Consider the following 13,049-nt stretch of genomic DNA (forward strand, 5'->3'; position numbering starts at 1 on the left):
CTCAGCGCCGGGTGCCGGTGGCGACGACGGTGCGCTCGTACGGGTCGAGGAGGACACCGCTCACGGCGGCGGAGACGCCGAGAATGTTGCGCTGGTGGACGAGCGGAACGACCGCGTCCGTGCCCAGGATCCTGGCCTCGGCGGCCATCGCGGCGTCCTGCCGCTTCTCCGGGTCGCCGATGGCGTCGGCGGTGGCGACGGCCTGGTCGACGGTCTTGTCGCAGAGCCGGGCCATGTTGTACGTGCCGTCGCAGGTGTAGTCGCTGGCGAGGACCGAGACGGGGTCGCCGGTGTCGAGCATGGTGTTGCGCGCGCCGACGAACGCGTCGAACTTCCCGGCCAGCGCGTCGCCCTCGATGCGCGAGGACTCCCGTACGGTCAGCGTCACCTTGAAGCCGGCCTTCTCCAGCTGCTGCTGGAGCACCTGCGCGACCTCGGGCAGCTCCGGCCGGTTGTCGTACGTGGCGAGCCGGACGGTGGCGCCGGTGGTCTTCGCGGCGGCGGCGCGTCCGGTGGGCTGTTCGCGCTTGCCCGCCGCCCAGGTCAGCGCGGGGCCGAAGATGCCCTGGCCGGGGTCGGCGTATCCCTCGTAGACGTTCTTGGCGAGGACGGAGGTGTCGATCGCGGCGCGGGCGGCGGCCCGGAGCTTCGGATCGGTGAAGGGGCCGGAAGCGGTGTTGAGGTAGAGGCTGGTGGTGCGGGCGGTGGGGACTTCGCGGCCGGTGCCCTTGGCGAGGGAGGCCGCCTGCGCGAACGGGAGCGCCTCGGCGATGTCCTCCTCACCGGTGCGCAGCGCGTTGGCGCGGGCGGTGCCGTCGGCGATGAACCTGGCGTCGATGCCGGACGCCTGGGCCCGGCCGCCCCAGTAGTCGTCGAAGCGGTCCAGGGCGGCGGAGGTGGAGCCGTTCACCTTGGTGAGGGTGAAGGGTCCGGTGGCGTGGCCGACCGGGTCGGCGGCGCCCTTCTTCCCGTACGCCTGCGGGGACAGCACGGCGAGGCTGGGCCCGGCCAGCCGCAGCGGCAGTACGGGGTCGGGCGTCGCGGTCGTGACCCGCACCCGGCGGTCGCCGGACGCCTCGGCGGTCAGGGAGACCCCGGAGAGCGCGGCGGGCGCGGGGCTCGCCTGGGCGGCGTGGGTGAGGGCGGCGGCGGCAGCGGACGCGGTGACCGGCGTCCCGTCCTGGAAGCGCGCGTCGCGCAGGGTGAACTGCCAGGTGCGGGCGTTCTCCTTGGTCCAGGACTCGGCGAGCGCGGGGGCCGCGGCGCCGTTGCCGTCGAGCTTCGTCAGCCCCTCGGTGACGCCGAGCCGGCTGAGGAGGGTCGCGTCGGCCCCGTACGGGGAGAAGGACTCGGAGGGCGGGAAGGCCAGCGCGACCCGCAGCCGCCTGCCCTCGCCGGAGCCCGCTTTGGGGTCCGCGGAGCCGCCGGAGGCGAAGCAGCCGGAGAGCAGGGGGATGAGCAGCAGGCCGGCGGCCCACCGGCGAGGTCGGACGGAGCGCATGATCCTCGTTCTCTGTTCTCTGCGGGGTCTGTGGGTGACACACCGGCTACGGGACGAACGAACGAGAGATTACATGACAACCGTTTTCATCAGCCGAGCGGTATCTCGAAGTGCACGATGCTCTGACCGCCGCCCGCGATCTCCTCGCGCTCATCACACACCGCCTTGCCCATCGAGCGCCAGAACGCCTCGGCGCCGGGCACCGCCGGATCGGTGTGCAGATAGACCGAGCGGTATCCGCCGTCCGCCACCGCGAAGTCCACCAGTTCACGCACCAGCGCCCGCGCGAGGCCCTGGCGGCGATGGCCGGGGCGGGTGTAGACGCGGCGCAGCTGGGCCGTCTCCCCGGAGGGGTAACGCTCCGCCATCCAGGCCGGGTTGGGGGGATTGACGGGCCCGCGGGAGTCCAGCGCGGCGACGGCGACGACGCCCTCGCTCCCGTCCCCGCCCTCACTCCCACTCCCGCTCTCGTCGAGGGCGACGAGCAGCGTGTGCCGGGGCGAGGCCAGATACGCGCCCGCGAGATCGATGATGTCGGCGTGCCAGCGCGGCACGTACCCGGTACCGAAGTCGCGGTAGACGGTGTCGAGCATGACGGCGCGCGCGGCGTCGAGGTGATCGGGGGTCGCCGTTCGGATGCGATAGCTAGGCACTTGCGCATCATACGCATTAAGCCCCGGCCGCCCGCACGCCGCCTCTGCCGGAGGGCCGCCGCCTCAGCCGGAGGGCGCCGCCCTGACCGTGCCCAGGAAGCGGACATGCGGCCGGCCGTCGGGACCGTCCGGGGTGACGGTCGCGCGTACGCCGTAGACGGCCGCGATGAGCTGCTCGGTGAGGGTCTCCCTGGGGGCGCCGGCGGCCACCACGCGGCCGTGCTGGAGCACGACGACCTGGTCGCAGTACATCGCCGCGAGATTCAGGTCGTGCAGGGCGATGACGGTGGTGACGGGCAGCGCGGCCACGAGGTTCAGCAGGTCGAGCTGGTGCTGGATGTCGAGGTGGTTGGTCGGCTCGTCCAGCAGGAGTTCCCGGGGTTCCTGCGCGAGCGCGCGGGCGATCTGCACGCGCTGGCGCTCGCCGCCCGACAAGGTGTGCCAGGACTGGCCGGCCCGGTCGGTGAGCCCGGTGCGCTCCAGCGCCGTACGCACCGCTTCGTCGTCGCCCGCCGACTCCGGTGTCCAGGCGCGGCGGTGCGGGACGCGGCCGAGGCGTACGACCTCGCGCACGGTCAGCTCGACCTGGGTACCGGCCTGCTGCTCGACGACGGCGACCTGGCGGGCGATCGCCCTGCGGCCGAGTTCGGGGAGCGGGCGGCCGTCGAGGGTGACGACACCGGAGGCGGGCGCCAGGACTCCGGCGAGGATCCGCAGCAGGGTCGACTTGCCGGAGCCGTTCGGCCCGAGCAGCCCCAGCGTGGAGCCTGGCGCGGGCGCGAGGCCGACCCCGTCCAGGACGAGCCGCCCCCCGGCGGTACGGGAGACCCGCTCGGCGCGCAGTCCGGGCGGGGGCGTCGCGCCGGTCATGCCGTCCTCCGGGCGCGGTACAGCACGGCCACGAACGCCGGTACGCCGATCAGGGACGTCACCACTCCCACCGGTACCTCCTGCGGGTCGAGCACGGTACGGGCCAGGGTGTCGACCCACACCAGGAACACGGCCCCGGCCAGGGCCGTCACCGGCAGCAGCCTGCCGTGGTTGGGGCCGACCAGCGCGCGGGCGGCGTGCGGCAGGACGAGACCGACGAAGCCGATCGCCCCCGCCGAGCTGACCAGCGCCGCCGTCAGCAGGGCCGTGACACAGAGCAGCACCAGGCGGGTACGGCCGACGGAGACGCCGAGCGTGGCCGCCGCGTCCTGCCCGAAGGCGAACGCGTCGAGGGTCCTGGCGTATCCGCCGCACACCAGCAGCGCGAGCGCGAGCACGGCGGAGCAGATCCACACATCGTTCCAGCCGGCGCCGCCGAGCGAGCCGAGCAGCCAGAACAGCACGCCGCGCGTGGTCTCCGCGTCGGCGGACGTCATGACGATGAAGGAGGTGAGCGCGGAGAACAGCTGCATGGCCGCGACCCCGGAGAGCACCACCCGGTCCGTCGTCCCGCCGAGCGTGTGGCTGAGCAGCAGCACCATCGCGAACGAGCAGAGCGCGCCCAGGAACGCGCCGCCGGACAGCGACAGGGCGCCGCCGCCCACCCCGAGGACGACGACGAGCACGGCGCCGGTGGAGGCGCCCGAGGAGACACCGAGCACGAACGGGTCGGCGAGCGGATTGCGCAGCAGCGCCTGCATGACCGCCCCGCACACCGCGAGTCCGGCGCCGCACACGGCCGCGAGCAGCGTGCGCGGCAGCCGCAGGTTCCATACGATTCCGTCGCGGATCGGGGTGAGCCGCGACTCGCCCCAGCCGAGGTGAGCGGCCACGACCGACCAGACGTCGCCGACCCGGATCTGCGCCGGGCCGATGGTGATCGCGACGGCGACGGAGGCCACCAGCGCGGCGAGCCCGCCGGCGCACAGGAGCAGCACGCGCGGGCTCCCCGGACCCCACAGGGCGCGCGGCCCGCGGGAGGCGCGTGCGGCGGAGGTCGGTGCGGCGTGCTCCGGTGCGGCGGACTGCGGCGCACCGGGATCCGCGGCCGCTTCCCCCGCCGGATCTCTCGCCGAGTCCCGCTCCGGATCCCGCTCCCGCTGGATCGTCACTTCGCGGGCGCGTACGAGCGCAGCGCAGCGGCGACCTTCTCGACGCCTTCGACCGTGCGGATGGTCGGGTTCATCGCCTGGCCGCTGAGCAGCACGTACCGCTTGTTCCTGACCGCGTCCATCTCCTTGGTGACCGGATTGGACTCCAGGAACTCGATCTTCTTGGCGGCGGTCTCGGCGGACTGCGACTTGCGCGTGAGGTCGCCGATCACCAGGAAGTCGGGGTCGCGGTCGGCCACCGTCTCCCAGTTGATCTGGGGCCACTCGTCCTGGGTGTCGTCGAAGACGTTCTTCGCGCCGACGGCGTTGGTGATGATGCCGGGGGCGCCGCAGCAGCCGCCCATGTACGGGGAGTCGGAGTTGGCGAACCAGTACAGCAGCGTGACCTTCTCGGTCTTCGCCGCGTCCAGCCCCGCCGTCGCCTTCGCCATCCGGGCCTCAAGCGCGGCGACGACCTTCTCGCCGCGCTCCTCGACCCCGAAGACCTCGGCCAGGTCCCGTACCTCGCCGTAGACGCTCTCCATGGCCAGCGGGGTGGAGCGGGCGCCGTCCGTGCCCACGGTCTTGTCGTTCTTGGTGCAGTCGGCGGGCGAGATGTACGTGGGCACGCCCAGCTTCTCGAACTGCGCCCGGGTGGCCACGCCCCCCTTGCCCAGCGTCGACTGGAAGGAGGAGGCGACGAAGTCGGGCTCGGCGTCGAGGACCTTCTCGAAGGAGGGGTTGTTGTCCGCGAGCCGGGGGACCTCGGCGTTGGCCTTCTCCAGCCCCTTCAGCAGCGGGTCGGTCCAGGTCGCGGTCCCGGCCATGCGGTCCGCCAGACCGAGGGAGAGCATGATCTCCGTCGTCCCCTGGTTGAGCGAGACGGCGCGGCGGGGCGGGGCGTCGATCCGTACCCGCTGTCCGCAGTTCTCGACGGTACGGGGATATCCGGCGGCCTCGTCCTCGGCCGTCTTCGCGTCCTGTGCCGTACCGCCTCCCCCGCAGGCCGTCAGGGACAGGGCTCCGGCGAGGAGCAGGGTCGTCAGTGCGGCGGGACGGAGCGGGCGCGCGATCGGCACGGTGGTTCCTCTGCGTTCGAGGGCCCATGCGCGGAGCCCGTTCGTACGGTGCTCCCCCGCCGCCTGAAAGGACGGGGGCGGCCAGCAGGTCTTCGGACTCGGGATCTCCCGGACGTGACGCCTTCCCGGACGGTCGCCGCCCAGTGGCCGATGCCACGCCCGTCACCCTCACCGCTGCGCGTCAGCTCCGGATTTCCACCGGATTCCCTGACCCACGTACATGGGTTCGACTGGCCTCGGCAAGCTATCACAGCCGGAAATCGCCCCTGTCGGCCGTGTTTCCACAGGTGGGCCCCGGTCACCGGCCGCGCTCCCTCGCGCCACCATCCGGCGTCGAGCCGCGCTCAAGTCGCCACCAGCAGCCTTGCACCCGACAGGCTCTGAGGCGAAAGGACGCACAGCGATGTTCCGCATGAACCGAGACAGGACCGGCGCCGGGCGCTGCCGGTCCACGGGGCCGGGCCCCGCCCACGGCCCCGCCCAAGGCCCCGCCCACGACCGCGCGGGAGGCCCGCGTTGAGCAGGCGCGTAGTGATCACCGGTATCGGCGTACGCGCCCCCGGAGGCGCCGGGACGAAGGAGTTCTGGAGCCTGCTGACCGACGGCCGTACCGCCACCCGCGCCATCTCGTTCTTCGACGCCTCGCCCTTCCGGTCCCGGATCGCGGGCGAGGTCGACTTCGACGCGGCGGCGGAGGGGCTCAGCCCCCGGGAGATCCGCCGGATGGACCGCGCCACCCAGTTCGCCGTCGCCTGCACCCGGGAGGCGATCGCCGACAGCGGTCTGGAGCTGGACTCCCTGGACCCGCACCGGATCGGGGTGAGCCTGGGCAGCGCGGTCGCCTCGGCGACCAGTCTGGAGAACGAGTACCTGGTCATGTCGGACGCGGGCCGGGAGTGGCTGGTGGATCCCGGCTATCTCTCGCCGCACATGTTCGACTACCTCAGCCCCGGGGTGATGCCCGCCGAGGTGGCCTGGGCCGCCGGTGCGGAGGGCCCGGTGGCGATGGTCTCCGACGGCTGCACCTCCGGCCTCGACTCCGTCGGCTACGCGGTGCAGCTGATCCGGGAGGGCACCGTCGACACCGTCGTCGCCGGCGCCGCCGACACCCCGATCTCCCCCATCGTGGTCGCCTGCTTCGACGCCATCAAGGCCACCACCCCCCGCAACGACGACCCGGAACACGCCTCCCGGCCGTTCGACGGCTCGCGCAACGGCTTCGTGCTCGCGGAGGGCGCGGCCATGTTCGTGCTGGAGGAGTACGGGGCGGCCCGCGCGCGCGGCGCGCACATCTACGCCGAGGTCGGCGGCTACGCCACCCGGTGCAACGCGTACCACATGACCGGTCTGAAGAAGGACGGCCGCGAGATGGCCGAGGCGATCCGGGTGGCGCTCGACGAGTCCCGCCTGGACCGCGGCGCCATCGACTACATCAACGCGCACGGCTCGGGCACCAAGCAGAACGACCGGCACGAGACCGCCGCCTACAAGCGCAGCCTGGGCGAGCGGGCCCGTGAGGTGCCCATCAGCTCCATCAAGTCGATGGTGGGGCACTCGCTCGGCGCCATCGGCTCGATCGAGATCGCGGCCTCGCTGCTGGCCATCGACGCCAATGTCGTACCGCCCACGGCGAATCTGCGCACGGCCGACCCGGAGTGCGACCTGGACTACGTACCGCTGACCGCGCGCGAGCAGCGGGTGGACACCGTCCTGACGGTGGGCAGCGGCTTCGGCGGTTTCCAGAGCGCGATGGTGCTGCACGATCCGGAGGTGGCGCGATGAGTACGGTGATCACCGGGCTCGCCGTGGCAGCCCCGAACGGGCTGGGCACGGACGCCTACTGGAAGGCCGTGCTGGCCGGGCAGAGCGGGATCGGCGAGCTGGCCCGCTTCGACGCCTCGGGCTACCCGTCCCGGCTGGCCGGGCAGATCCTGGACTTCGAGGCCGGCGAGCTGCTACCCAGCCGGCTGCTGCCGCAGACCGACGTCTCGACCCGGTACGCGCTGGTCGCGGCCGACTGGGCGCTGGCGGACGCCGGGATCGGCCCCGAGACCCTGCCGGACTACGAGATGGGCGTGGTCACCTCCAGCGCGCAGGGCGGCTTCGAGTTCACCCACCGGGAGTTCCACAAGCTCTGGAGCCAGGGCCCCGAATTCGTCAGCGTCTACGAGTCGTTCGCCTGGTTCTACGCCGTCAACACCGGCCAGATCTCCATCCGCAACGGCATGCGCGGACCCGGCGCCGCGCTCGTCGCCGAGCAGGCGGGCGGGCTCGACGCGGTCGGCCACGCCCGGCGCACCGTGCGGCGCGGCACGTCGATGGTGCTCAGCGGCGGGGTGGACTCGGCGTTCGACCCGTGGGGCTGGTCGGCCCAGCTGTCCGGCGGGCTGGTCAGCACCGTCGACGACCCGGCCCGCGCCTATCTGCCGTTCGACACGGCGGCGTCGGGCCATGTGCCGGGCGAGGGCGGCGCGATCGTCATCCTGGAGGACGGCGCCCGGGCGCGCGAGCGCGGTGCGCCGCAGGTGTACGGGGAGGTCGTCGGCTACGCGGCGACATTCGACCCCAGGCCCGGCTCCGGCCGTCCGCCGGGGCTGCGCCGCGCCGCCGAACTTGCCCTGGCCGACGCGGGGTTGCGGCCCTCCGACATCGACGTGGTGTTCGCAGACGGGGCCGGGACACCGGAACTCGACCGGGCCGAGGCCGAGGCGATCCGCGAGATCTTCGGGCCGCACGGCGTGCCGGTCACCGCGCCCAAGGCGCTCACCGGCCGGCTCTCCGCGGGCGGCGGCCCGGTCGACCTGGTCACCGCGCTGCTCTCGATCCGGGACCAGGTGATCCCGGCGACCGGCCACAGCGCCGACGTACCGCCGGAGTACGGCATCGACCTCGTCCGGGGCGAGCCGCGCGGCCGGCCGGTCACGGCCGCGCTGGTCCTGGCGCGCGGTCGCTGGGGCTTCAACTCGGCGGTGGTCGTCACCGGTCCCGAGCAGTGACCGCCCCGCCCCGGCCTCGGTCACCTCAACTTCAACCACCTCAACTTCAACCACTTCCACCACTTCAACGACCTCATCACCTCACAGAAAAGAGCGGGGAACTCTCATGGCGACCATGGACCTCGACGACCTCCGCCGCATCCTGGTGGCCTGCGCGGGCCAGGACGACGGCATCGACCTCACCGGCGACATCCTGGACACCCCTCTTGAGGAGCTGGGTTACGACTCGCTGGCGCTGATGGAGAGCGCGGCCCGGATCAAGCAGGAGTTCGGCGTCGACCTGACGGACGACGACGTGGCCGAGGTCGGCACACCCCGCGCCCTGCTGAGCCTGGTCAACGACACCGCCGTGGCGACGGCCGGCTGACCCGCCGGGCCGTGCGCACCACCACTCAGGGTGAGGGGGCAGGGCCCCTCACCCTCCCTGTTCCGCAAGCGTGTTGAGGAGAACCGCCCCATGACAGCGACCACCCGGCCCGCCGGCACGGCCCGGCCGACGACACACCGCACCGAGCACACCCGTATCGTCTCCGCGCCCGCCCAGGTGCTCTACGACCTGGTGGCCGACGCCACCCGCTGGCCCGCGATCTTCGGCCCGAGCGTTCATCTCGTCCATCTGGAACGCGGCGGGCGCGGCGAGCGCTTCGAGATCTGGGCCCTGGTCAACGGCGAGGTGGCCAACTGGGTCTCCCGGCGGGTCCTGGACCCCGAGCGCCGGTATGTGAGCTTCCGTCAGGAACGCAGCCACCCTCCGGTCGCCGCCATGGGCGGCGGCTGGCTCTTCCGTGAACTGCCGGGCGGGCGTACCGAGGTGGTGCTCCGGCACCGCTTCGCCGCGACCGACGACGACCCGGCGACCGTGGAGGGGCTCCTGCGCGGCCTGGACCGCAACAGCGCCGAGGAGCTGGCCGCGCTGGCCCGGGTGGCCGAGCTGGGCCACCCGGTGGAGGACGTGGTGTTCTCGTTCACCGACCGGGTGCCGCTGGAGGGGCCGGCCGAGGCGGCGTACGACTTCGTGAACCGCGCCGATCTGTGGGCGGAGCGGCTGCCGCACGTGGCCGGGGTCGAGCTGACCGAGACCGTGCCCGGCGTCCAGGAGCTGCGGATGGACACGGTGACGGCCGACGGGTCGGCCCACTCGACGCGTTCGGTGCGGGTGTGCCGGGCGCCGGAGTGGATCGCGTACAAGCAACTGGCCATGCCCCGGCTGCTGTCGGGCCACAGCGGTCTGTGGACCTTCACCGAGGGTCCCGACGGTCCGGTGGCGTCGGCCACGCACACCGTCGTGCTGAATCCGGCGGCGGTGGCGGAGGTGCTGGGCGAGGGCAGCACGCTCGCCGACGCCAGGAACCACATCCGCGACGCGCTGGGGCGCAACAGCCTCGCCACCATGAGTCACGCCGCGTCGCACGCGGCGTCCCGCGCGGCGGATCGCGCGGCGGATCGCGCCTGACACCGCGCCGAACACGCCTGACACGGAAGGGAATCCACCGGCCGGATCCCGCCCGTTCTCACGTTCGGTAAAAACTGGGCGCGAGTTTCAGCAAAGAGCGACACGGAGGGCAAACCGACTCGGTCGCCGAACCTCTCCTCCGTACTATCGGCCCCTGGGGGGCTGAATCACGATCCAGCCCCCCGGTCGACAGGGGGAAGGCAATCGATGATACGAGTCATGCTGGCCGAGGACATGCACATGATCCGGGGCGCGCTGGTGGCCCTGCTGGAGTTGGAGGACGACATCACGGTCGTCGCCGAACTGGACCGCGGCGACACCATCGTGCGTACCGCGCTGGAGCACCGCCCCGATGTCGCGATCGTCGACATCGACCTGCCGGGTCTCGACGGGCTCACGGCGGCGGCCGAGTTACGCGAGCGGCTGCCGCAGTGCCGCACGCTGGTGCTCACCAGTCTGGGCGGCAGCGGCACCGTACGCCGGGTGCTCGACACCCAGGTCGCCGGGTTCCTCCTCAAGGACGCCCCGCCCGCCGAACTGGCCCAGGCGGTAAGGAAGATCGCGGCCGGTCAGCGGGTGATCGCCCCGGAGCTGGCGCTGGCCGCCTGGGACAGCGAGCACTCCCCGCTGACCCGCCGCGAGACGGACGTGCTGCGGCTGGCCGCCGAGGGCGCCGGGGCGCAGGAGATCGCCGCGCACTTCCATCTCTCCGTGGGCACCGTACGGAACTATCTGTCGGCGGCCGTCACCAAACTGCACGCACGCAACCGGATGGACGCGGTCCGGATCGCCCGGGACGTCGGCTGGCTCCAGCGGTACTGAGCGGCCGGGCCCCGAGAGCCGTGAAGATCTCACGCCCGGAATCATGCGTCACACACGATGGGGACTTCATACCCAGGTCGCTGACGGCCTAACTATGCCCACGGCACGACCGGTGTCAGGCTCGGGTCGACGCCGGGGAACCGCTCCCGGCTCCTCATGGGGGAGGACCGACCGATGTTGGACATCAACGTACTTGGGCAACTGGCCGTCAGTGAACGGGGGGTCTCGATCGTACCCAGCGCGGGCAAACCGCGTCAGGTGCTCGGACTGCTCGCTTTACGGGCCGGCCGGCCCGTCCCGGTGCCGACGCTGATGGAGGAGCTGTGGGGGGACGGCATCCCGCGCAGCGCGGCGACCACCCTCCAGACGTACGTCCTCCAGCTGCGCCGCAGGATCGGCGCGGCGCTGGGACCGGACTCCGGCACGGCGGCCAAGGACATCCTGGCCACCCGCTTCAACGGCTACCAGCTGGCGGGACCGGTGAACTCGCTCGACGTGCGGGAGTTCCACCGGTCGGCGGAACAGGGCTACGCGGCCATGGAGTTGGGGGACTTCAGGTCGGCCTCGGTGCATCTTCAGCGCGCGCTGCGGCTGTGGAACGGACCGGCGCTGACGGACGTACCGGCCGGCCGGGTCCTGAAGACCGAGCTGGTCGGTCTCGAAGAGGCCCGGATGCGGGCGCTGGGCCAGCGCGTCGAGGCCGATCTGCGGCGCGGCCGGCACACCGCGCTCGTCCCTGAGCTGCGGACCCTGACCGCCCAGCATCCGATGGACGAGAACCTCTGCGCGCAGCTGATGACCAGCCTCTACCGGTCGGGCGGGACCTCGCGGGCCCTCGCGGCGTTCCACCGGCTGCGCCGGACGCTCATCGACGAGCTGGGGATCGAGCCGTCGCCGCGCCTCCAGCGGCTCTACCAGGCCGTGTTGTCGAACTCGCTGGACCTCGAACTGCCCGAGGAGGAGACCAGGCGGCTCGTCGGCTGACCCGCAGCCGTCGCCACCACATGGCCGGACGGCAGGACGCGGCTGGTGAAGCGCCACTCGTCCTGCGGCGCGGGAGCGCCGTCGGCCCGCAGCAGCAGCGGCGGGCCGCCGTCCGGCGGCAGGGCGAAGCCGAAGGAGGCGAACGAGAGCCGGAGTCCCGTGCCCAGGGCCTTGGTGTAGGACTCCTTCAGCGTCCACAGCCGCAGCAGCGCCAGATCGCGCCGGTGCGCGGGCAGCCGGTCCAGGGCCGCGCGTTCGTGGGGTGTGCAGGCGCGCAGTTCCAGGCCGGTGCCGTGGACGGCGCGGGTGGCGGGCTCGGCGTCGGTACCGACGGCGCCGCGCAGATTCAGGGCCACGGCGACCAGCCCGCGGGTATGGCTCAGGCTCACCTCGATGTCGCCCCAGCCGCGCAGGTACGGGCGTCCGCCGGGGGTACGGGCCAGCTCCAGGTCGGCCGGGCGGACGTCCAGCGCGGTGGCGGCGGCGTGTTTCAGCAGCAGCCGGGAGACGGCGAACCGCCGCTGCCGTACGGCGTGTCCGGCCAGGGCCCGGTGGCGCGCGCCGTCCCGGCCGAGGAGACGCTCCAGCTCGGCCGCGCCGGTCTCCCAGCCCTCGGCGGGCGAGTGGACCAGTACGGCGCCCCGCGCGCGGAGGGCCGAACGCACCGGCTGCCAGGGCCCGTCGGGTCCGGTGACGCGGACGGCACGCATCGCGCCGTCACCGGCCCAGCCGGGCGGCGACCCGGCCGAGCGCGCCGAGCAGCGGCTCGGGTCCGGCGCACCCGGACAGCACACGCGGGGGCAGCTCCGGGAGGAGCGGGGACAGGGACCGGACAGGGACCGGTTCCGACGCGTCGCGCAGGAGGCAGGCGGCGGCGCCGAGCAGCGCGTGGCGTTCGGCCGCGGCCCGTACGCGCGGATCACCCGGCGTCAACGCGGCGCATTCTGCGCGTACTTCGGCGAGTTCCCCGGAGAGGTCCCGCAGCAGCTCCCCCAGCGGGCCGTGCGCCGGGCCGTGCCCGGCGCCCGGCACGGCGAGCGCCGGCCGGTGCGCGCGCAGAACATCGAGCGGTACGGGCCCGGGGGCCGGGAGCGCGGCCAGCACGGCGAGGTGGCGGCGGTACTCCCCGTACGGCCCGTCGGCGCGGTGCAGCGCCGGGCCGAGGACCGTCGCCAGGCACCGGGCGCTGTCCAGCGGCAGCCGGGGCACGAGCCGGTCCGCCACCCAGGGGGCCGCGCCCCGGGCGGCGGCGCGCAGCAGGGCCAGGTCGAGAACGACCGCGCCGAGCGCCGCCCCGGTGGCGGGCGCGGTGAGCGGCCGGACCCCGGCCCGGCCGGAGCGGGCAGCGACCAGCACGGAGCGCAGCGCGCCGGCGAGCGCGTCGATACCGGTCGCGACGGCATCGGTCGGGAGGACGTGGGGCGGGACGGCACCGGTCGGGAGGACGTGGGTCGGGGCGGCACCGGCAGTGACGGCATCGGCGGTGACGGCCTCGCTCGCGGTCGTGCCGCGCGCGGGGCTTCCGGCGTACGGCACCGGA

At 73.3% G+C, this 13,049-nt stretch carries 13 protein-coding genes and 1 riboswitch; of the genes, 6 read left to right on the forward strand and 7 right to left on the reverse strand.

From position 1 onward, the window contains the following. Position 1: 1 nt before the first annotated feature. The 5 genes from OG627_RS09690 to OG627_RS09710 form a co-directional block, all read right to left on the reverse strand. Positions 2 to 1,501 carry an ABC transporter substrate-binding protein gene (locus tag OG627_RS09690; protein WP_329063424.1) on the reverse strand — a complete coding sequence of 500 codons (1,500 nt, stop codon included), beginning with the start codon at positions 1,499 to 1,501 and terminating at the stop codon, positions 2 to 4. 89 nt (positions 1,502 to 1,590) lie between these two features. Further along, positions 1,591 to 2,154 (reverse strand): GNAT family N-acetyltransferase, encoded by a 564-nt coding sequence (locus OG627_RS09695; RefSeq protein WP_329063426.1) that lies wholly within the window; start codon positions 2,152 to 2,154, stop codon positions 1,591 to 1,593. A gap of 63 nt (positions 2,155 to 2,217) precedes the next feature. Continuing rightward, on the reverse strand, positions 2,218 to 3,024 hold the full coding sequence (locus OG627_RS09700) for an ABC transporter ATP-binding protein (protein WP_329063428.1): 807 nt from the start codon (positions 3,022 to 3,024) through the stop codon (positions 2,218 to 2,220). Next, positions 3,021 to 4,046: a FecCD family ABC transporter permease gene (locus OG627_RS09705; protein ID WP_443073613.1), complete on the reverse strand. Its 1,026-nt coding sequence runs from the start codon at positions 4,044 to 4,046 to the stop codon at positions 3,021 to 3,023. The genes OG627_RS09700 and OG627_RS09705 overlap by 4 nt, the downstream gene beginning before the upstream one ends. A 146-nt stretch (positions 4,047 to 4,192) precedes the next feature. Next, positions 4,193 to 5,254 carry an ABC transporter substrate-binding protein gene (locus OG627_RS09710; RefSeq protein WP_329063432.1) on the reverse strand — a complete coding sequence of 354 codons (1,062 nt, stop codon included), beginning with the start codon at positions 5,252 to 5,254 and terminating at the stop codon, positions 4,193 to 4,195. 66 nt (positions 5,255 to 5,320) lie between these two features. Then, a riboswitch (cobalamin riboswitch) is annotated at positions 5,321 to 5,504 on the reverse strand. A gap of 266 nt (positions 5,505 to 5,770) precedes the next feature. Here OG627_RS09710 and OG627_RS09715 point away from each other — a divergent pair. The 6 genes from OG627_RS09715 to OG627_RS09740 all read left to right on the forward strand — a co-directional run bounded on the left by OG627_RS09715 (position 5,771) and on the right by OG627_RS09740 (position 11,509). Beyond that, on the forward strand, positions 5,771 to 7,036 hold the full coding sequence (locus tag OG627_RS09715; RefSeq protein ID WP_329063434.1) for a beta-ketoacyl-[acyl-carrier-protein] synthase family protein: 1,266 nt from the start codon (positions 5,771 to 5,773) through the stop codon (positions 7,034 to 7,036). Then, complete coding sequence (locus OG627_RS09720) at positions 7,033 to 8,250, forward strand: ketosynthase chain-length factor (RefSeq protein WP_329063436.1); 1,218 nt, start codon at positions 7,033 to 7,035, stop codon at positions 8,248 to 8,250. The genes OG627_RS09715 and OG627_RS09720 overlap by 4 nt, the downstream gene beginning before the upstream one ends. Positions 8,251 to 8,356: 106 nt before the next feature. Beyond that, a complete protein-coding gene (locus tag OG627_RS09725) occupies positions 8,357 to 8,617 on the forward strand; it encodes an acyl carrier protein (RefSeq protein ID WP_329063438.1) in 261 nt (86 codons plus the stop codon). 90 nt (positions 8,618 to 8,707) lie between these two features. After that, the gene (locus tag OG627_RS09730) at positions 8,708 to 9,703 is read left to right on the forward strand and encodes an aromatase/cyclase (RefSeq protein WP_329063439.1); all 996 of its coding nucleotides are present in this window, start codon (positions 8,708 to 8,710) and stop codon (positions 9,701 to 9,703) included. A gap of 207 nt (positions 9,704 to 9,910) precedes the next feature. After that, positions 9,911 to 10,525, forward strand: coding sequence for a response regulator transcription factor (locus OG627_RS09735; RefSeq protein WP_329063441.1), 615 nt, complete (start codon positions 9,911 to 9,913; stop codon positions 10,523 to 10,525). A 174-nt stretch (positions 10,526 to 10,699) separates the two neighbouring features. After that, positions 10,700 to 11,509: an AfsR/SARP family transcriptional regulator gene (locus OG627_RS09740; protein ID WP_329063443.1), complete on the forward strand. Its 810-nt coding sequence runs from the start codon at positions 10,700 to 10,702 to the stop codon at positions 11,507 to 11,509. Here the strand turns inward: OG627_RS09740 and OG627_RS09745 are convergent. Together OG627_RS09745 and OG627_RS09750 are read right to left on the reverse strand one after the other, a co-directional pair. Then, entirely contained in the window at positions 11,437 to 12,219 is a 783-nt protein-coding gene (locus tag OG627_RS09745; protein WP_329063445.1) for a 4'-phosphopantetheinyl transferase family protein, read from the reverse strand. The genes OG627_RS09740 and OG627_RS09745 overlap by 73 nt on opposite strands. Before the next feature lie 7 nt (positions 12,220 to 12,226). Continuing rightward, complete coding sequence (locus tag OG627_RS09750) at positions 12,227 to 13,045, reverse strand: hypothetical protein (protein ID WP_329063447.1); 819 nt, start codon at positions 13,043 to 13,045, stop codon at positions 12,227 to 12,229. Between the last annotated feature and the right edge of the window lie 4 nt (positions 13,046 to 13,049).

The sequence above is a fragment of the Streptomyces sp. NBC_01429 genome (assembly GCF_036231945.1).
Classification (GTDB): domain Bacteria; phylum Actinomycetota; class Actinomycetes; order Streptomycetales; family Streptomycetaceae; genus Streptomyces.